Raw genomic sequence first — 19,280 nt, 5'->3', positions numbered from 1 at the left:
TCAATGCAGCAGAAGGTGCTGATAATTGAAGACAGTGTAAGTAGTATCAGCCTGCTGAAGAAGCTGGTTGAAATGGCTCAACTTGAGCCGGTACTCGCCACCACGCTAACCGCTGCAAAACACCTTTTTATGCACAGTGAACCCGAGGATTATCTGTGCGCTATTGTGGATTATGATTTACCGGACGCCATTCACGGCGAAGCTATCGACTTTGCCGTGCAGAGCTACCTGCCAACCATTGTTACCACCGCCAGACTGGATGAGGATATCCGCAAATCGGTTTTATCGCGTGATGTGGTGGATTACATTCCCAAAGAAAACGCGCAGATGTTCGACTATCTGATGCGTTTGCTTGGCCGCCTGGAAAAAAATAAAACTATCGGGGTGCTGGTTATCAACACCAAACGCGCCGAACGCAATGCGATTGCCGCCTTATTGCGCCGGCATAATTTTATTACCTACGAATGTGCCACCGCTGCCGATGCAGAAACCATTTTGGATAAACACAGTCACATTAAATTAGTGTTTGTAGACAGCGAGATTCAGGATAAACCCGCCACACTGTTTATATCCTGGCTGCGTAAACAGTACGCCAAAGAAGATCTGGCGATTATTGGCCTGGCATCAGATCGTAATAATCTGTTGTCAGCGCGGTTTATTAAAAGCGGGGCCAACGATTTTGTGCGCAAACCCTACCATCTGGAAGAATTCCTCTGCCGGGTTAATCAAAATATCGAATTAATCGAGAATGTAGAAACCATCCGGCGGACAGCCAATACCGATTACCTCACTGGTTTACCTAATCGCCGTCATTTTTTCTATACGGTAAATAAAATGCAGCGCAACCAGCCAGCACAACAGGCGCTGGCGCTGCTGGATCTGGACTTTTTTAAATCCATTAATGATACCCATGGCCACGATGCCGGCGATGAGGTACTCAGGGTGGTCGCCAAACGATTAGGCGTAATTTGCAGCGACGTAATCATCGCGCGCTTTGGTGGTGAGGAATTTTGCGTTTACCTGCCCGATTTTACTCCCGAAGAAGCCATTCAGCGACTCCAGCACATATGCCGTAAAATTGCTGAAAAACCGGTGTTATTTGAACAAACTTCAATCCCTGTTACGGTAAGCATAGGCCTTACCACTCAAAATGATCACAACATACAGTCAATGCTAACAACCGCCGACAAACTGCTCTATCAGGCCAAACATAATGGCCGCAACCGTGTAGTACACGATTAATCCAAACCTACCGGTGTCCGCCACAACCAGACGAAATGATAATTAGTTGCATTGTACAAATAATGTGCGATAGGCTGAGACCACTGATATCGCCAGCCGTATCCGACGATTGAGGCAAGATGCCGTTTATCAGCCGTTAAATAACACGGCTCTACTGCTAACGGTAATTTCACTCTCATTAAAGGAAAGAGATATGAATCGCCTTTCTATGCTTAGTCCACTGCTGTTAGCACTGGCACTAACAGGCTGTAGTAAACCAGAAGAAGCCACCACACCCGCAGCAACAGAAACCACCAGCGATAGCACAGCCAGCGGCGCTGCCGAAGTAGGCACGTGGGGCATCGACCTGGACCAGATGAATACGGCTATCCGTCCGGGCCAGGATTTTAATAAGTACGTAAACGGCCACTGGATGGAAACCTTCGAGATCCCTTCAGACCAATCCCGTTATGGTGTGTTTATGGCACTGAGGGAACGCTCCACAGAGCAGGTTAAGGATATTATTGAATCGCTACGCGAAGAAAGCGGCGCCCCAGGCTCTCTGGTGCAAAAAGTAGGCAGCTACTACGGTACCTGGATGAATGTCGAGGCACTGAATGATAAGGGTACTACCCCCATTGAGCCCTGGCTGGCAGAAATTGCAGCGATAAAAAGCAGTGACGATCTGGTGAACTTTGTTGCCTCTTTACACCATGCGTCTCCCATTGGTTTTGGTACCTTCCCGGACCCGGCTGATACCACCCGTTACACCGCCGGTATCTGGCAGTCTGGTTTAGGTATGCCCGACAGGGATTACTACCTGAAAGATGAAGAAAAGTTTGTAAAGTATCAACAAGCCTACAAGGACTATATGGTAAAAGTGATGACTCTGGCCGGGATAAGTGATGCCGAAGCGAAAGCACAAAGCATCTACCAGATAGAATATGAGCTGGCTAAGGTGCACTGGAGCCGTGAAGAAAGCCGGGATATCAAGAAGATCTACAATCCTATGACACCGGCAGAACTAAAAACGCTGGCACCAGAGTTTGACTGGCAGGCCATGTTTGCCAAGCTTGGGCTATCCGAAATAGAAAGTTTTGTGGTAATGCAACCTGATGCCATTCAGGCCTCAGCAACTTTACTGCAGGAAATTCCGGTAGAGCGGTGGAAGGAATACCTGACTTTCCACTTTATCGACGCTAATGCCGCTTTACTCACCGCCGAAACCGATCAGGCGCAGTTTGATTTTTACTCTACCACATTACGGGGTGTACCAGACCAACGCGCACGCTGGAAGCGCGGTTCGGATCTGGTCAACCGCAATCTGGGCGAAGCCGTAGGCAAAATTTATGTGGATCGCCACTTCCCGCCCGCCGCCAAAAAACAGATGGACGATCTGGTAAAAAACCTGCGTATTGCCTTTGAGGCGAGAATTAAAGACAACACCTGGATGGATGATGAGACCAAGCAACAGGCGCTGTTAAAACTCAGTACCTTTGAGCCCCACATTGGCTACACCAATAAGTGGATAAACTATGACAAGCTCAATATTGTTGAAGGCGATATGGTAGGGAATGCAGCCCGCATTACTGAATTTATGTGGCAGCAAGATGTAGACAAACTCGGCGGCCCGGTAGACCGCGAGCAATGGCCCTATCCACCGCAAACAGTGAATGCCTCCTACAACCCACTGATGAACCAAATCACCTTTCCGGCCGGTATTCTGCAACCCCCGTTTTTTGATATGAATGCCGACCCCGCCGTTAACTATGGCGCTATCGGCGCGGTTATCGGCCACGAAATTGGCCATGGCTTTGACGACCAGGGACGCCGCTTTGACGAACTTGGCAAAATTCGTGACTGGTGGACAGGCACAGCTGACGAAAACTTTAAACTACGCTCCGATAAACTGGTGGCGCAGTACGATACCTTTTCACCCATAGAAGGGCAGAACGTGAATGGCCGCCTTACGCTGGGCGAAAACATTGGTGATTTAGGCGGACTGGAAATGGCCTACTCTGCTTATCAGCTGCATAAAGAAAAACACGGCGAGCCCCCGGTACTCGACGGCTTCACCGGCGACCAACGGTTCTTTATGGCCTGGGCACAGGTATGGCGAATGAAAATCAGAGACGATGCACTGCGCCAACAACTGCTATCAGATCCACACAGTCCGGCGCAGTACCGGGTTAACGGTGTAGTACGCAACATGGATGCCTGGTACAGCGCATTTAATGTGACAGAAGATGACCTGATGTACCTGCCCCCCGAAGAGCGGGTATCAATTTGGTAAAGATAAAGGTGAAGCGGGCACCAGCCCGTTTCGCTTTTCCATAATGGACAGGCACTCTGAGTCCAACAGCCCTTAGTAAAGGACAGTCACAGCATTGAGTCATAGACAGGTACAATGTAGTGGACAGTCACTACGCCTGAAAAAACAAATTTACTTCAGCATTAAAATTTATCTGTTGGGCATTGTGCTAGTGCTTTTAGATGTCTGAAACGCAACGTTGAAGCTGATGCGCTGCGCTAAAAATAGTGATTATATTTAGATAGTGATGTTTGACTTAGCAGGCTAGTAAGTTATATCTATACCCCTGCGTTTTTCTGCGTTGATTTAAGTGCTTTTCTATACTTATCGAAGATTTAAAGTCAGTCTCGATTCCGGTTATCATCTCGTTCCAATCACAGTGCTCTAGCCCGACTCTTGTTAGAATGGGGAAGCTGTATTAACAATCTTCCCATTTTTGTTGGGTTGTAAATGGCGACCTGACAGTTCAACCAGTTGAATATAATCCTCTACCCGAAAAGGGAGGCCGTCAGGCATGTTGTTCCTCGGATTGCCAACAAAAGAAAATAATGGCACGGGTTGTCTATTCGACCTGGCTGCCTAAGCGCAATCACTTTTACACACAAACTACCCAGCCGTTTGATAATGACAAAGAAGACCTTACGCTTTTTACCTGTTAGTTTTGAATTAACAACTGCTTCTGACTAAAAGTGCTTTTCTAGCGCCTTTTAAGACTCTTACAAACGAAGCGGACATAAAGGTTCGTTCAGCAGTAATTCTCTTGATTCCTACTAGATTGGGAATTGCAGTTGGTATGAGAAATGTCCTAGCGCAGGCGAATGCAATTTAACGAAAAAACACAGGTATGCCGTTAGTTCACCGAAACATTTAAGCTTTTTATAATTCGGTGGAAAGGCCAAGCACTCTATTTTTGCCATGAATGCGTATTGACTTGAAGCATCCTTCAATTTAAGCAAATGTATAGATCATGTCTGATTTCTTTACACTTTATTTTATTTAACAATAATAGTATCCATTTAATATTTTGAAATTAAAGAATTAAATACAGTTGGCCAAAAGATTGCTAAGCTAATAGAGTCAAGTTGGTTAATTATTTCAGAAGTAAAGAAAAGAAGTTCTTTAACACAACGAATTTACTACGCATAAAATAGATTAAAGTAATACCACTTTGTTGAAGGACTAAAAATGACAACCAAATGTAAAAAAAAATTTTATATTATCACTCTTCTATTAAATATCCTCATTTTTAATACTGCAAGTTCCAGTGAAGGAAGCATAAATGTTGAAGCATTTATATGGTCAGGTAGTGGAAGTTTTACTAACCCATACAATTGGTACACTGACCCGTTGCTAATCGGAGGCCCCAAAGAACAACCACAGTTACCTATTGTGTTTGGTCCAGTTCCATCTTACGTAAATGGAAGTTTTGTAGGGTATGAAGGGTCTGGTAGCCCGGCATACTTAAATGAAAATCTTGAGACTAAAAGCACATTAATAATGTATGCTGGATACGGCAACGAATTTAGTATCGAAGATTCTAATTATACTATTCAGAGTTTCCAAATTGGTGTTACACCTGGCAGTAGAGTTAACCCTTATCTACCTAAGCCAGACCCTTTTACGGGAGATGAAGACCTATACAATTCTAAAATAATCTTAAAAAACTCGACTCTTAATTCGCGCGGTACAATTGGAGTTAACAAGGATGCCACTGGTGCTCTCCATGTCGTTGCTGGAGATGAATCGAGCCTATCAACATTGAATGGTGATATAAACATCGGTTATTTTGAAGGTTCATATGGTGAGTTGGTAGTTGATAGCGGCGCATCATTGATTCTCAATGGGCAAATTTACACAAGGGCAGGAGATGCGAATATCGTAGTTAATGGAAATTTGCAAATTAACGATAAAATTCTAGATGATTATAGTGGCCTGGGAACTAATACTATACATGTTGGTGACGGAGGTGAACTTTCAATTAATGATTTCGCTAATTTCCAGCTAATAAATACCTTAAGTGATTCGCTTATTACTATTGAAGAAGGCGGGACACTGAAAAAAAAGGGAGAATACAATTCAGTTATTTCGTGGGATATTGAAAATAACGGTAAAATAGAGGTAGCAAAGGATAGTAGTCTTTACTTTACTAGAAATTTAAATAATTCTGGTGATTTATTAGTCCGTGAAAAGGGTTCATTATCTATTACAGGTGGATTTGAAGGAAATGGGGATTCTGAAATACTCGACGGTGACAGTGGCACAATAATTTTGGGGGGAGGTGCAACCCTAACCGGAAATGCATCAATAAGCTTGAATGAGGGAACTCTCGACTTAAGAAGTTTAAAAAATCCAGCTAGTTACAATTTAACTTTATATGGAAGTTTTTCAACAGATTTCGAGAATACAGGAGATATAGAAGGAAATATATACAATGCTGCAGATGTAGTATTCAATCAAAAATTGCGCGCGAGAAGTGAATCTGCAACATGGAGAAATGTAGCAGGCAGTTCATTGAAAATAGTCAATACATCTAGTTTTAACATTGGTCCATTTAATTCTCAAGGGAATGTCATTAATGATAAAGATGCTTCATTAATAGTAGCCGAAAATGCGATGCTTCATCTATCATGGAACTTGGAGAATGATGGAACAATTAGAATAGAGAAAGGTGGTTTTATTTCTTCTAATGGTGGCATTCAGAATTCTGGGAGTATTTTAGTCGAAGAAGGGGCAACTTTATTTTCATACAGTAAAGCTTCTAATATTACTTCTACAGGACTAATAAAGATAGATCTTGGAGCATCATTATCTGGCACTTTAGTAAGTCAGAATGGCGGTGAACTAAGAGTAAATGGTATTATTGAATCTGAAGAAATAAATATTTATGGTGGATTGTTATCAGGTTCAGGGGTTATTGATTCAAATGTAAATATTTTCGGAGGTTCTGTTTCTCCCGGCAATTCACCAGGAACCCTTCAGATACTTGGAAATCTAACATTTGGTGATAATACCGAATTAAACATAGAAATTTCTGCCTTAGAAGAGGGCTTCTTTGATCAATTAATCATAAGCGGAAATTTATTTTTAGGAAGCGAAGTTTTATTTAACATTAGCCTGTTAGACAGCTTTATGTTGATGGAGGGTGATATTTTTGAGTTACTAAGAATCAATGGTGAAGTATTCGGAGATTTCTCATCCATCATTTGGAACATATCGAGTGACTATACGTTCGATTTTCAAACATATTTTGACAGTGGGATGCTTTACCTTGAAATACTAAGTGACGGTGTTTTAATTGTCCCACCTAATACTAATGTCCCTGAGCCAAGACTTGCATTGACGATGCTTCTTTTGATTCTAGCTATGATATTTAGTAAGACTTATAGAAAAAGTAATTCTCACACTTTTTTGATTTAAGTAATGCTAATAGAAGTAGACCTGTTCATTAGATAACTTACCTTGTAGAGTAGGTTGTTAATTTGGGGGCTCTATTTGGTCAGATTAGCCTTTCATTTATGAGGCTAACTGGCCGAATGTGCCTAACTTTCAAACAGCTGCGCCCGGAGTTGCTGACGATACAAGCACTGGAAATGCCTGAAAGCCATAGCTGAACTTGCTGTATTTTCTGTGTTCTTAACTGACAAGTTATGGATATTTTTATGCTTGCAAAGGATGCAACTCAACAAAATAAAACCTTTTGTCCTCTCTTTATTCATTCATATGGCAATGATTATTTTAATTATTGCCATCGACTCACCGCACCCAAAGCAAGTTAACAAGCGAGCGGGTATACAGAGTTACTTGTATACCAAGCCAGCGGCGCTCGAGCCGACGGTTAAAGAACCTGAATTAATAAAACCTGAGCACGCTAATTCACCCCCTCAAGTCGAAAAACCTTACGCAATAGAACAAACTATGACTGTCCAAAACCAGGCGCTACTCAAAACAAAAGTTAAAGAGCACGACTTAGTAAAACCTGAGCACGCTAATTCACACCCTCAAGTCGAAGAACCTTACGCAATAGAACAGACTATGACTGTCCAAAACCAGCCGGTCGAAGAACCTTACGTGATAGAACAGACTATGACTGTCCAGAACCAGCCATTACCAGAAACAAGGGCGATTGAAAGAGTTGACGAGCAACCCAGGCAAAACGCACAAATGGAACAAAGGTCGCAGCAAAACAATGCCAAGGCTGATTTGAACGAAATATCCACGATCTTGAGCAACACAACACACTTCATCACAGAGCTAAATTCAAAAAAGCTTAATGAATTATCACAGCGGTCTGCACATGCGTACCGCCAGCCAGAACAGCTCATCGATAAATCGAAAAAGCAAAGTAAAGATGCGCGATTAGAAGTGCAGAGTGCAGACTTCGCCCCGCCAGGCTCTGGTATTATCGTACTATCAGAGTTTGGACCAAACGAAACAACAATTATGGTAGAAGACTCGTGCATGACGGTAACAAAAACTGACCTTCTCGACCCCATAAACCGTGGCGTCTCAGTATGGCGTTTGGGCGGCGCTGGCTGTCAGAAGTACGATAAGTTTAATGGTCAGCTACAAAAATCGCTGGATAAGTATTTAAAAAATTAACGCCCTAATAATGGCCCGTCTTCCAGTGCTAACTTTTCAACGCTTGGGAAGTCGCGGGGGCTATTTGCGGAGCAAACTGGCCGAGTATATTTAACTCTCTAACAACTGCGCCTGGCGCTGCTGACGGTATACTTTTAACGAGTCCAGACTAAACAGCAGCAAACCACACCACACAAAGCCGAATGTCACCAGACGTGCAGGCTCCAGTGGTTCGTTGTACATCCCTACCGCAAACACAAACATTAGCGTAGGGCCGATATACTGAATCAGGCCCAGAGTGGTATACATAATGCGTTTGGCGGCCGCATTGAATGCCAGAAGTGGCAGGGTTGTTACTATACCAGCTGCCATCAGCCAGGCATTTAAAGACCAGCTGTTGGTCAGCATATTCGCCGCATCTGAGGCAAACCACACCCAGTACAAACCGGCAAAGGGCAGCAACAACAAGGTTTCCATAAACAAACCCGGTAAGGGTTCTACCGGTATTTGTTTACGCAACAAGCCATAAATTGCAAAGCTTCCGGCCAGTAGCAATGCCACCCAGGGCAGCGTTCCATGGGCAATAATAATGTTTGCCACACCAATTACCGCCAGAATGACCGCCACTTTTTGCATGCCGCGCAGACGCTCATTTAAAAACAAGCGCGCCAGAAATACGTTTAGCAAGGGATTAATGTAATAACCCAGGCTGGCTTCCAGCATCAGGTTGGCGTTAATAGCCCAGATAAACAACAACCAGTTGCCCGCCAACAATACACTGGCTACTACCAGCAAGCCCATCACTTTGCGGGAACGAAAAATCGCCCGCACCTTGTCAAACTGGCCCAAAGCCAGTATCAGGATAGCCAGCAACGCAGACGACCAGACAATCCGGTGCATTAAGATGTCGGGAGCTGGCACCGCAGCAATCTGCTTAAAGTACAGTGGAGCAATACCCCACATGGTGTACGCTGCTACCGCGTAAAGTATCCCGGCGGTGGCCTTTCGTTGTTGTTCGGTATCCAAGCTAACCTCTTATTCTTACAGCAGAAACAAACTGCCCAGGCCCAAAAACGCCACAAACCCGACAATATCGGTCACCGTTGTCAGGATCACCGAGCCTGAAAGAGCCGGGTCAATTTTAAGTTTTTCCAGGATCACTGGCAGTACCACGCCAGCCAGTGCGGCTGCAAGAATATTCAGGAATATCGCCAGACAAATCACCACACCCAACAGCGGATCGCTGAACCACATAAAGGCCACAATCCCAATCACCAGCGCCCAGATAACGCCATTTACACCGCCCACTTTGAGCTCTTTAGTCATTAATGCCTTTAGGTTAGCGCTGGTGATCTGGCCCAGCGCCAGACCGCGCACAATCAGAGTCAGGGTTTGGCTTCCGGCAATCCCGCCCATGCTGGCTACTACTGGCATTAATACCGCTAACGCCACTACCTGTTGCAAGGTCGCTTCAAATAACCCAATAAACCAGGACGCCATAAACGCGGTAAGCAGGTTAATACCCAGCCATAGCGCGCGGTTACGAGCACTTTTTGCTACCGGCGCGAATAAATCCTCGTCTTCATCCATACCGGCCGTTGCCATTACCTGCCGTTCGTAGTTTTCGTTAACCAGCTCACTGGCACTTAATATGTCGTGACGCCCTAACAATTTGTTGTTGTCATCGATAACCGGCAGTGCGGCGTAGCCACTGCGCTGCACCAGCAGCGAGGCGGTGGTTGAATCATCGGTGCCTTTTATCACCGGCATGGATTCCTCGGTTAACTCAACCAGCGGTAAATGCTCGGGAGCACCAAACACTGATGTTAACTTTACCGCTGCCGAAAAATGCCCTGAACGGTTTACTAAAAAGATACTGTCGCAGTGATCCGGCACATTACGGCGAATCAGACGCAAGCCATCCCGCACCTTAGCATTCAGCGGTAACACCAGCATTTCGTGGGAAATCCAGTGGCCCACCTGTTCATCAGGAAACTGGGTTGCGTCGCGGAAGTACGCCTCTTGCTGTTCGTCCAACGCCTGAATGGCTAAATCCAACAACTTGCTGGGTAAAGAGTCCATCAGTTCCAGCAGGTCTTCCGCATCGATACCCAGTAATATTGCGCTCCATTTGTCGTCAGGCGTGGCTGAAATCAACACTTCACGAGGATCGCTCCGCATCTCAACCAGCACGTCGAGTTTGCGTACATCAGGTAACACTTGCCACAGCGACATCCGCTCTTCAACCGGCAACGATTCAAGCAGTGTGGCAATTTCCACGTCTTCCGCTGGTAACAGCTGCTCGGCTACCGCCTGAATATCATCGCTGCCGTTGTCAGCAACAATTTCTTCTATGAGATCAGGTAAGGGTTCGGCCATGATATTCACCCAAAAACAAAATTTGCGTCATCATAGCATTGATGCCGACCCGGCAGGAATGGCTCTGTCGCACTACATCAATGAGTTATGGCAGCAGACAGAAAAAGTCAGGCAAAACCCGTGAACCCATAGCAAAAAACGCGTAAACTCTGCACCTCATGACTGCAACACCAGATACCCCTTTAGCCACCAACACAGCCGATAGCCAGGCCGCTATCGCGGTTAATGGTGCCTGTCCACAACCCCGGCGTAACGCCCAGCAGATTTTAGAAGATGTGTTTGGTTACCGGGAATTTCGTTCAGGCCAGGCCGAAGTAATTAACCACGCCATTGAAGGCAAGGACGTACTGGTATTGTTACCAACCGGTGGCGGCAAATCACTGTGCTATCAAATTCCGGCTATGGTTCGCGAGGGCACCGGCATTGTGGTATCACCACTGATTTCCTTAATGCAGGATCAGGTTGAGCAGCTCCGTGAAGCAGGAGTAAAAGCCGCCTATCTGAATTCGTCACTGGATCAGGACGACTATCAGGCCACAGTGCAGCGGCTACAGCAAGGCCATTATGACATTATTTATGTGTCGCCGGAGCGCCTGCTGCAGCGCTACTTTTTAAACATGCTGGCGCAAACCAAAATAGCCCTGTTTGCGGTAGACGAAGCGCACTGCGTATCGCACTGGGGGCATGATTTCCGCCAGGATTACCGGGAACTGGGTCAGTTAAAGCAGCGCTTTCCTGATATCCCGGTTATTGGTCTGACTGCCACTGCAGATACCACCACCGAGCAAGACATCCAGCTTCAGCTTAGTCTGGATAACCCGCTGGTGTACAAAGGCTCCTTCGACCGGCCCAACATCCGTTACCGGGTAATGGCCAAATACAAGGCCTTTGAGCAAATCGTCACCTATATTCGTCAACAGGACGGCAGCGGCATAATTTACTGCAACTCACGGGCGAAAGTGGATGAGCTTAGTGCCAAGCTGCACCGCCAGGGGTTTAAGAGCGCCGCCTACCATGCTGGCATGGATGCGGATGAGCGTGCTTATGTCCAGCGCCAGTTTATTACTGATAAAATCGATGTCGTGGTAGCCACGGTCGCTTTTGGTATGGGGATTAATAAATCCAACGTTCGCTTTGTTGTTCACCATGACGTACCGCGCAGTATTGAAAGCTACTATCAGGAAACAGGTCGCGCCGGTCGGGACGGTCTGCCTGCCGAGGCATTGTTACTGTTTGACGAAAAAGACAGTGCCCGGGTAAAGCAATGGATAGATCAGGGCGCCATGGCCGAGCGCAACGCTATCGAACTGCAAAAATTTGCCGCGATGGAAGCCTTTGCCGAAGCCCAGACCTGTCGACGCCAGGTTCTGCTGAATTATTTTTCGCAATTCAGTGATACTGCCTGCGGCAACTGCGATATCTGCCTTGATCCGCCCCGCCCCTTTGATGGCCTGGAAATCGCGCAAAAAGTGCTGAGCTGTATTTTACGACTGCAACAGCAGGTCGCTACCCAGTACGTCATTGATGTGTTACGCGGCAAGAACTTAAAACGGCTGCAGGAAGCAGGGCACGACAAGCTCTCAACCTGGGGCATCGGCAAGGATCACAGCGACCAGTACTGGCATAACATTATTAATCAGCTTATCCACCGCGGCTACATTCGGGTGGATATCGCCAGCCATGCGGTACTGCGCCTTACCGAGGCCGCCCGACCGGTGTTAAAAGGCGAAATTGCGGTCGAACTGGCAACCCCAAGGCTGGAAATTAAAGCCGAAAAACCGGCCAAAACCGCCCTTAAAAATTACGACAAAGCGCTGTTTGCCCGTCTCAAGCATTTACGTAAAGTGCTGGCCCAGGAAAACGATGTGCCGCCTTTTGTTATCTTTAACGATGCGACACTGGCCGAGATGGCCGCCAGCAAACCCACTAATACTCAGGGACTGCTGGCAGTCAGTGGCGTAGGATTAACTAAGCTGGAACGCTACGGTGCCCCGTTTCTGCAACTAATTAATGATTATCTCGAAAAAGACGACGACTGAGTTTTATCAGGCGTAGGCGTATTCCCCGCCCTTTTCCAGCCCCCGTTGATAGGCCTTCCGGGCATGGATTTTTTGTACATAGGCATCGATAGCCGCGTACTGCCCTTTGCCAACCCGCCCCTGCATGGCCTCCAGCGGAAAGCTCATCTGAAAATCGGCGCCTGTTAATGTATCTCCGGCAAACCATTCATGTTCGCTAAGGTAATCGTTAACATAGTTCAGGCTGGCTTTAAGATTAGGTCCGTAATAGGCAGCGGTAATGGCATCCACAATTTTAGCTACCACCGGCTTCATAAAAAACGGGCTGGCTTTTTCCTTGGCCTTACTCAGTACGAGGCGTGCCACCAGCGGCGGCATTAAGCTGCCTTCAGCAAAATGCATCCAATACCGGTACTGATTAAGCGCCGCAATGTCGCCTGCCGGTTTAAACTGAGTGCCAAAGGTGTCGATGAGGTACTCGATAATGGCACCAGATTCGGCCAGCGCCTCGCCGTTATGGGTAATAACCGGAGCCCGCCCCAACGGATGAATCGCCTTTAGCGAGTCCGGAGCCAGATTAGTAGTGGCATCCCTTTGATAATGCTTAATCTCATACTCCACCTGTAACTCTTCCAGCAACCACAAAATGCGTTGCGAGCGAGAATTATTGAGATGATGTAGTATTAAACCGTTGCCTGATGCCATAAATATTCCCTGTCAGGGCTGCCTGGATATCAGCAGCCAGAAAAAGTGATAGTCTGACATCAATACGTAAATTGAGTAAGTTGGATTATATTTTTCAGAAACTTGTGGCGAATTTGCACTAAACCGTTAATCGGCGACTGTGCCGGAAGTTTTGAATATGCGCCAAAACAATCATCAGTGAGCCACTCACCGACAATATCAACTCGCCGTTACCGCCAAGGCTATCATGCCCCAGCAATACCGCCAGGGCCAGCAGCGAAAGACCCGTAAGCCCCCCCGCAAGCACCACCAGGCTCCGGTGATGGCGATAACCCAGCCCTAATGCAACAAGCCCGACAGGTACCACAAAAAACAGCATAAATTCGTGAAACTGGCCATGATCAAGCGCAATCACGCCGCCAATGGCTGGCATGATAATAACCAACGGGGTAATAAGGCAGTGCAAAAGACACAGCACAGATAAGGCAATGGCAAACTTATCACCCAATACTTGCGAACGGTTCATAAAAACTCCGGAAGACAACAAAGCAAGAACTGTTATATTATAACAAAACATATATAGGGTCGGGCAAATAAAAAGCAATTGTAAGCCAACCGATTTATTTTACTCTGTCAGCCAGAAGTGATTCATCGCTTTTGCGCTTACCACCGTACCTGATGTTACACTTTGTTCATCGCGTTAATTGTGAGAGTCCAATGCAACTAAGCCATAGCTACGCCACCGAACTGGCCGATACTGTCAGCCCGGTTAAACCGCGGCCATTAAGTGGCATGACAATGCCGATGTATAACGCAGAGCTGGCAGGTCAGTTTAATCTCCCCGACGCCGACGCGTTAATGGCAGCGATTTTTGACCAACAAGGTGATCTGGCAGTACGTTCTGTGGCACAAAAATACGGCGGCCATCAGTTTGGTCAGTGGAATCCGTATTTAGGCGATGGCCGGGGATTATTGTTAGGCGAAGTAAGCGACTCCAACGGCAGCCGCCTTGACCTGCACCTGAAAGGCGCGGGCCAGACGCCTTATTCACGCCACGCCGACGGACGCGCCGTGCTGCGCTCCACGCTGCGAGAATACATTGGCTCTGAAGCACTGCATCATTTACGCATTCCAACGTCACGGGCGTTGTGTCTGATGGCCAGTGACGAATCGATTTTACGCGAGTTGCCGGAGCCGGGCGCTATGATGATCCGTATGGCTCCCAGTCACCTGCGTTTCGGCCATTTTGAGTTCTATTACCATAACAAGCAAAAAGACACCCTCGATAAACTGATGAACTACACCTTAGCGCATCATTTCCCTGAGTGTCTCGACGAGCCTGCGCCACACAAAGCACTGCTTACGGCAATTACCTTACGTACCGCGCGTATGGTGGCACTCTGGCAGGCCTATGGATTTGTTCATGGTGTAATGAATACCGACAATATGTCGATTCATGGCATCACCTTTGACTATGGTCCCTACGCCTTTATCGAGCAATTCAAACAAAATGCGGTGTTTAATCATTCTGATTACGAGGGCCGCTATGCCTTCGACCGCCAGCCCGGCGTAGCGCTGTGGAATCTGAATGCTCTGGCTTACGCGTTTTCGGACTACCTGAGCACCGACGATATTCGCGCTTGTCTGATGCTGTTTGAACCTACGTTTTTAAGCCAGTACCGACACCAGATGCTAAGTCGCATTGGTTTAACCGACAGCACCGAAAATGAGGGCTGTTTAAATACCTGGTTAAGCCTGCTAAACGCCGAAAAGCGCGATTACACACAAAGCTTCAGGCAACTGGCCGAAGCCGATGTGAATTTGCCGCAGTCACCACTACGCGATCATTTTATCGACCGCGCATCCTTTGACTCCTGGTGGCAGGATTACCGCGAACGCCGTTTATCAGCGGATACTGAAGGTGACGACCTGCTAACCTTAAACCCGTTAGTGATCCCTCGAACCCATTACCTGCAAGAAGCTATCGAAGCGGCTGAGCAGGGTGATTTTGGCCCGGCTCATCAGTTGATGGAAGCAATACGCCAGCCATTTACCCTTAACGAGGCCACCCGTAATTATCAACAACCCGGTACCAGCGCATCCGCAGTGAGTTTGTCATGCAGCAGTTAACCTTAACCACCATTGCCAGAAATTGGGTTTGTGAACCCAACGTCATTCGCTGGACAGGCACTATGCCGGCCACCCAGCAACAAGCGGTTGGCCTTTGTCATAATATCGCCAAAGTGCTGAACGCCCGTCAGGGCGAGAGTGACTGGGGCGCTGACCGACTGCAGGTGCGACTCAGTGCCGACGATTTTGAAGTAGTATTAAATGTGGAATGGCTATGCGAAGCCGTGTGGCTGGAACCTGTTGGTGCATCATCAGCCCTACTAAGCAAATCGCAGATGATACAAAATGTGCACCAGCGCCTGTTACAGGTGCTAGAGGAAGCGGATCTTTAGTATGCAAATTTAGTTATACCCCAGCATTAGACTAGTAACCCTTTTAGGCGGTATAATCGCCGCCCCTGACGGCCTTAGGGCTTGTAAACACTTAACCGTGGCCTTATATAGACTTTCTATTTGGCAGTACACAACACAATCCGGCTCGAGTTTCATGACCAGTACATCCCAGCAATACCGCTTTGTCAGCGCAGCAAAACTTCCTACCCGCAAGGGCGAATTCACTATCCACGGTTTTGTCCAGGATGGTACTGGGGTTGAACATGTTGCCCTGTCTTACGGTAGCTGGCAGAGCGATGATGTGGTACCGATTCGTATCCACTCAGAATGCCTTACTGGCGACGCGCTGTTTTCGACCCGTTGCGACTGTGGCTTTCAGTTGGAAAGAGCCATGGAAAACATTGTCGAGAATGGCTGTGGCGTATTGCTGTATCTGCGTCAGGAAGGTCGGGGCATTGGCCTGATTAACAAGATCCGCGCCTATCATTTGCAGGATCAGGGCATGGACACCGTAGAAGCCAACGAGCATCTGGGTTTTGACGCCGATATGCGTACCTACGAAATGTGTAAGGTGATGCTGGACAAACTTAACGTAAAAAATGTTGAGTTAATGACCAACAACCCGCGCAAAACGGCAGCATTAAAAGCTCTGGATATTAACGTGGTAGCCCGTAAGCCTATTGATCACGGCATTACCAAAGACAACAAACACTACATCAAAACCAAAACCGAAAAACTCGGTCACGCGTTCGATCCGCATTTATTGGGTGACTAACCCGGCACATCCAGGCTGAACAACCTGTTCAGCTTGATTCAGCCAGAATTAATTTGGCGCAGAGTATAACCATACAGACATAACATCACGCGCAAAACCTGCGCACGAGAGTCTGTATGAAAAAGCGCATTGTATTAGCCCTGTTGCTACCCTTAATCTGTGGTGGCGAGGCACTGGCCAGAACCGCCCCCGAACAACCAACCGAAGCCACGGTGGCCCACCTGAACCAGGAAACCCTGGATAACCTGCTGGCCCCCATCGCGCTTTATCCCGACACACTGGTAACCCACATCCTGATTGCCAGTACCTATCCATTTCAGGTAGTTGAGGCTGACCGCTGGCGACAGGACAACCCGTCACTGGCAGGAAATAGCCTGGAACAGGCCTTAACAAAATTTGACTGGGACCCCAGCATAAAAGCCCTGGTGCCATTTAACGATATTTTGCACCACATGAGTGACGATTTAAGCTGGCTACAGCAACTTGGCGATGCCGTACTCACTAATGAAGACTGGGTGCTGGACCGGGTTCAGGCGCTGCGTCTGCAAGCTATGCAGAGCGGTAATCTGCAAAGTAATGACTACCAACAAATCTCCGCTGAAGAAAAAGTAATTGTTATTGAATCACGTCAGCCTGATGTAGTGTACGTGCCCTATTACGATCCCCGCTACGTTTACGGCCACTGGCACTATCACAGCACACCGGTATTCTGGCCTGCGGCAGTAAAAATAGCCCTTGGCCATCGAATCTACTGGGGGCCACACGTAAGTATTTCTGCGGGCTTTTATTTTAGTAATATCTGGTGGCCGGAACGTCATATCGTTATCCGCAGTACACCGGTTCATCGTTACGTTCGCCCGGTTTACTCCGTTAAACACGCACGGGTAAAAGAGTATCATCGCTGGCAACACAATACGGCCAGCCGCCATGCCCGCTATTCACGCAGCATAGTGACAGAGAAGCCCGCTCTGGCCAGACAGCATCGTTCTGTCACCACCGTAGCCAGGCACCGCGAGCTCTACAACAAAACCCGCGCAGTAAGTGCACACTCGCAACAAAAAACTTTAAATAAAAGGTCTGTGGATAATAAACCAATTCGCAAAGAAGGCCCCCGGCAGGATGCTAAAGGTTTTGAGCAACGGCTTAAACGTGATGAAACGGGTAAGCAACGCTTACACCAACAGGCGGATAAAAATGTCCAACCGCATCGCTCAGCGGGTAACTCAGGGTCTAAAGCAAAAGAATTTACCCGCCCAGAACGCCCGGACGCTGTTGCCAGGCACCCTAAAGAACGCCAGCTTAACAGTGAGCGGCAGAGGGTAAGTAAACGCGCAGAGCCGGGCGAAAAACGTCAAAGCCATGAGGCTCGTGTTACCCGCTCAGGCAATGGTGCGCACAGTAAACCTTCACGGCCAGACCATGCGCAACAGGGGCGCGCTAGTCGAGAGCATTAAAATAGCGTAAATAAGCGTCGACAAAACGCTCTGGCGATTGCTCATCCAAATTAAAATAGAGTGAGGGCTCAATGAGCTCTAACTCTATAATTCGCCACTGCGCATCAAACCACAGTAAATCTACACGGGCGTAAAGATAACCGTCTGGCATGGCCGCGAGGGCAGCTTCGGCATTGTTTAACATGGCCGCTTGTGGGGTAATGGCCTGCAAACTTCCGCCATGTTCTTCCTGTACTCTGAAATCACCGTCTTTAGGGCGTTTCAAAATGGCATGACTTAATTGCCCGGCAAAATAAAATAATGACACTTCACCGCGCTCGGTCACACTTGTAACAAACGGCTGAACCATACATTCACGCTGGTTAAAACACGCCGCTAATTGTGGGGCCTGGTCAGCCAGCTGTTCCGCCGTCAGACGAAAGGTGTCATCCGCGTTAGCGCTAACGCAGGGTTTAATAACGATTTCATCACAGGCAAACTCAGCAAACGTCTTTTCGACAGTTGCCTGCTCAAATCCATCCAGCCAAAGGGTAGGCAACACCGGTACCTGTTGGGCGGCTAAATCCTTAAGATACCGCTTATTCAGATTCCACAGCATCAGGGGAAGTGAATTCATCAGGCGGGTTTGCTCGTTTATGCGGGTTAAACAGGCAACAAATTCCGCTTCATACTGCTGATAATCCCAGGGGCTGCGTACTATTACCGCTTCGTAGGAGCTAAAGTCAAAGCCTGACAAATGCCAGGAAACCGTATCTACCTGATACCCTTTATCGGCAAAAGGGGCAATCAGCAGTTCGTCATAAACAAAAAAGTCCTGTAGATCGTCCATCGACAGGAAGGCGAGTTTTTTCATTACAATCTCGGTAAGCTTGTCGTTATATTTCTATCAACAAACCCTTAGGGGTAATATCGATGCGCTTAGGTTTTTGAATGCCAAAGGCAGCCATGTCCAGCTCTTCAAAGTCGAGCAGCAAAATCACTGGCATCCGTTTGCCTTCTAAACGTTTGATGCCATTCACCAGGCTTTCAGGTACCACCGCCTGATTATCCAGCACCTTCAGTTTATCGAGTTGAGGCTCTATCAGGCGTAGCTGGGCCAGCTGATAGTGATAGGCCACCTTGCCGGAAATCTCGGCTTTGGCTTTGAGTTGCTGACCATTCTGTTCAGCCAGAATGGTGACTTTAACGTTAACCTCATCATCCAGCGGATCAAGTTCCACATAGGGTTCGGAAAACGTAAATATGACATTGTCGAAAGTGCGTTGCTGGGGGAATACCGCTGTCACCATGGCGTTTAACTGACTTTCAGAAAACGTCATGATAAATGCGTTGCTCACTGGTGAATACAATACCAGCATGGCTAACAGGCTGGCGCCCAATCGACGAAGATACTTCATT

General features: G+C 47.4%; 16 protein-coding genes. 10 read left to right on the top strand and 6 right to left on the bottom strand.

What is annotated here, in order from left to right:
• Positions 1-3 precede the first annotated feature (3 nt).
• The 4 genes from BFC17_RS17905 (at position 4) to BFC17_RS17890 (ending at position 8,131) form a co-directional block, all read left to right on the top strand.
• On the top strand, positions 4-1,242 hold the full coding sequence (locus tag BFC17_RS17905) for a GGDEF domain-containing protein (RefSeq protein ID WP_070177840.1): 1,239 nt from the start codon (positions 4-6) through the stop codon (positions 1,240-1,242).
• A 193-nt stretch (positions 1,243-1,435) separates the two neighbouring features.
• Positions 1,436-3,514, top strand: a complete 2,079-nt coding sequence (locus BFC17_RS17900; RefSeq protein WP_070177839.1) for a M13 family metallopeptidase — start codon at positions 1,436-1,438, stop codon at positions 3,512-3,514.
• 1,203 nt (positions 3,515-4,717) lie between these two features.
• Positions 4,718-6,949 carry an autotransporter outer membrane beta-barrel domain-containing protein gene (locus tag BFC17_RS17895; RefSeq protein ID WP_070177838.1) on the top strand — a complete coding sequence of 744 codons (2,232 nt, stop codon included), beginning with the start codon at positions 4,718-4,720 and terminating at the stop codon, positions 6,947-6,949.
• Positions 6,950-7,195: 246 nt separating this feature from the next.
• Positions 7,196-8,131: a hypothetical protein gene (locus BFC17_RS17890; protein WP_139142119.1), complete on the top strand. Its 936-nt coding sequence runs from the start codon at positions 7,196-7,198 to the stop codon at positions 8,129-8,131.
• Between the two features lie 90 nt (positions 8,132-8,221).
• On the opposite strand, the gene rarD is transcribed toward BFC17_RS17890, so the two are convergent.
• Both rarD and BFC17_RS17880 read right to left on the bottom strand, forming a co-directional pair.
• On the bottom strand, positions 8,222-9,136 hold the full coding sequence (gene rarD, locus BFC17_RS17885) for an EamA family transporter RarD (protein ID WP_083271809.1): 915 nt from the start codon (positions 9,134-9,136) through the stop codon (positions 8,222-8,224).
• 15 nt (positions 9,137-9,151) lie between these two features.
• A complete protein-coding gene (locus BFC17_RS17880; RefSeq protein ID WP_070177835.1) occupies positions 9,152-10,489 on the bottom strand; it encodes a magnesium transporter in 1,338 nt (445 codons plus the stop codon).
• Between BFC17_RS17880 and BFC17_RS22955 the strand changes: the two genes are divergently transcribed.
• A complete protein-coding gene (locus tag BFC17_RS22955) occupies positions 10,488-10,613 on the top strand; it encodes a hypothetical protein (protein WP_268235971.1) in 126 nt (41 codons plus the stop codon). The genes BFC17_RS17880 and BFC17_RS22955 overlap by 2 nt on opposite strands.
• Positions 10,614-10,647: 34 nt before the next feature.
• On the top strand, positions 10,648-12,528 hold the full coding sequence (recQ, locus tag BFC17_RS17875) for a DNA helicase RecQ (RefSeq protein WP_083271808.1): 1,881 nt from the start codon (positions 10,648-10,650) through the stop codon (positions 12,526-12,528).
• Between the two features lie 6 nt (positions 12,529-12,534).
• Here recQ and BFC17_RS17870 read toward each other — a convergent pair whose 3' ends face one another.
• The gene (locus BFC17_RS17870; RefSeq protein ID WP_070177834.1) at positions 12,535-13,212 is read right to left on the bottom strand and encodes a glutathione S-transferase; all 678 of its coding nucleotides are present in this window, start codon (positions 13,210-13,212) and stop codon (positions 12,535-12,537) included.
• A gap of 118 nt (positions 13,213-13,330) precedes the next feature.
• Positions 13,331-13,717, bottom strand: coding sequence for a MerC domain-containing protein (locus BFC17_RS17865; RefSeq protein WP_070177833.1), 387 nt, complete (start codon positions 13,715-13,717; stop codon positions 13,331-13,333).
• Positions 13,718-13,908: 191 nt separating this feature from the next.
• Between BFC17_RS17865 and BFC17_RS17860 the strand changes: the two genes are divergently transcribed.
• From BFC17_RS17860 to BFC17_RS17845, 4 genes are all read left to right on the top strand, one after another.
• On the top strand, positions 13,909-15,321 hold the full coding sequence (locus BFC17_RS17860) for a protein adenylyltransferase SelO (protein WP_070177832.1): 1,413 nt from the start codon (positions 13,909-13,911) through the stop codon (positions 15,319-15,321).
• A complete protein-coding gene (locus BFC17_RS17855; protein ID WP_070177831.1) occupies positions 15,309-15,653 on the top strand; it encodes a DUF3630 family protein in 345 nt (114 codons plus the stop codon). Before BFC17_RS17860 ends, BFC17_RS17855 begins: the two co-directional genes overlap by 13 nt.
• A gap of 154 nt (positions 15,654-15,807) precedes the next feature.
• A complete protein-coding gene (gene ribA, locus BFC17_RS17850) occupies positions 15,808-16,428 on the top strand; it encodes a GTP cyclohydrolase II (RefSeq protein WP_070177830.1) in 621 nt (206 codons plus the stop codon).
• 116 nt (positions 16,429-16,544) lie between these two features.
• A complete protein-coding gene (locus tag BFC17_RS17845; protein WP_070177829.1) occupies positions 16,545-17,882 on the top strand; it encodes a DUF3300 domain-containing protein in 1,338 nt (445 codons plus the stop codon).
• Here the strand turns inward: BFC17_RS17845 and BFC17_RS17840 are convergent.
• Positions 17,866-18,735 (bottom strand): ATP-grasp domain-containing protein, encoded by an 870-nt coding sequence (locus BFC17_RS17840; protein ID WP_070177828.1) that lies wholly within the window; start codon positions 18,733-18,735, stop codon positions 17,866-17,868. The genes BFC17_RS17845 and BFC17_RS17840 overlap by 17 nt on opposite strands.
• Positions 18,736-18,757: 22 nt before the next feature.
• Positions 18,758-19,279, bottom strand: coding sequence for a hypothetical protein (locus BFC17_RS17835; protein WP_070177827.1), 522 nt, complete (start codon positions 19,277-19,279; stop codon positions 18,758-18,760).
• Between the last annotated feature and the right edge of the window lies 1 nt (position 19,280).

Origin of the sequence: Marisediminitalea lipolytica (genome assembly GCF_001758465.1) — a bacterium.
Taxonomy (GTDB): domain Bacteria; phylum Pseudomonadota; class Gammaproteobacteria; order Enterobacterales; family Alteromonadaceae; genus Alteromonas; species Alteromonas lipolytica.
This window is presented reverse-complemented; position numbering and strand designations above follow the sequence as displayed.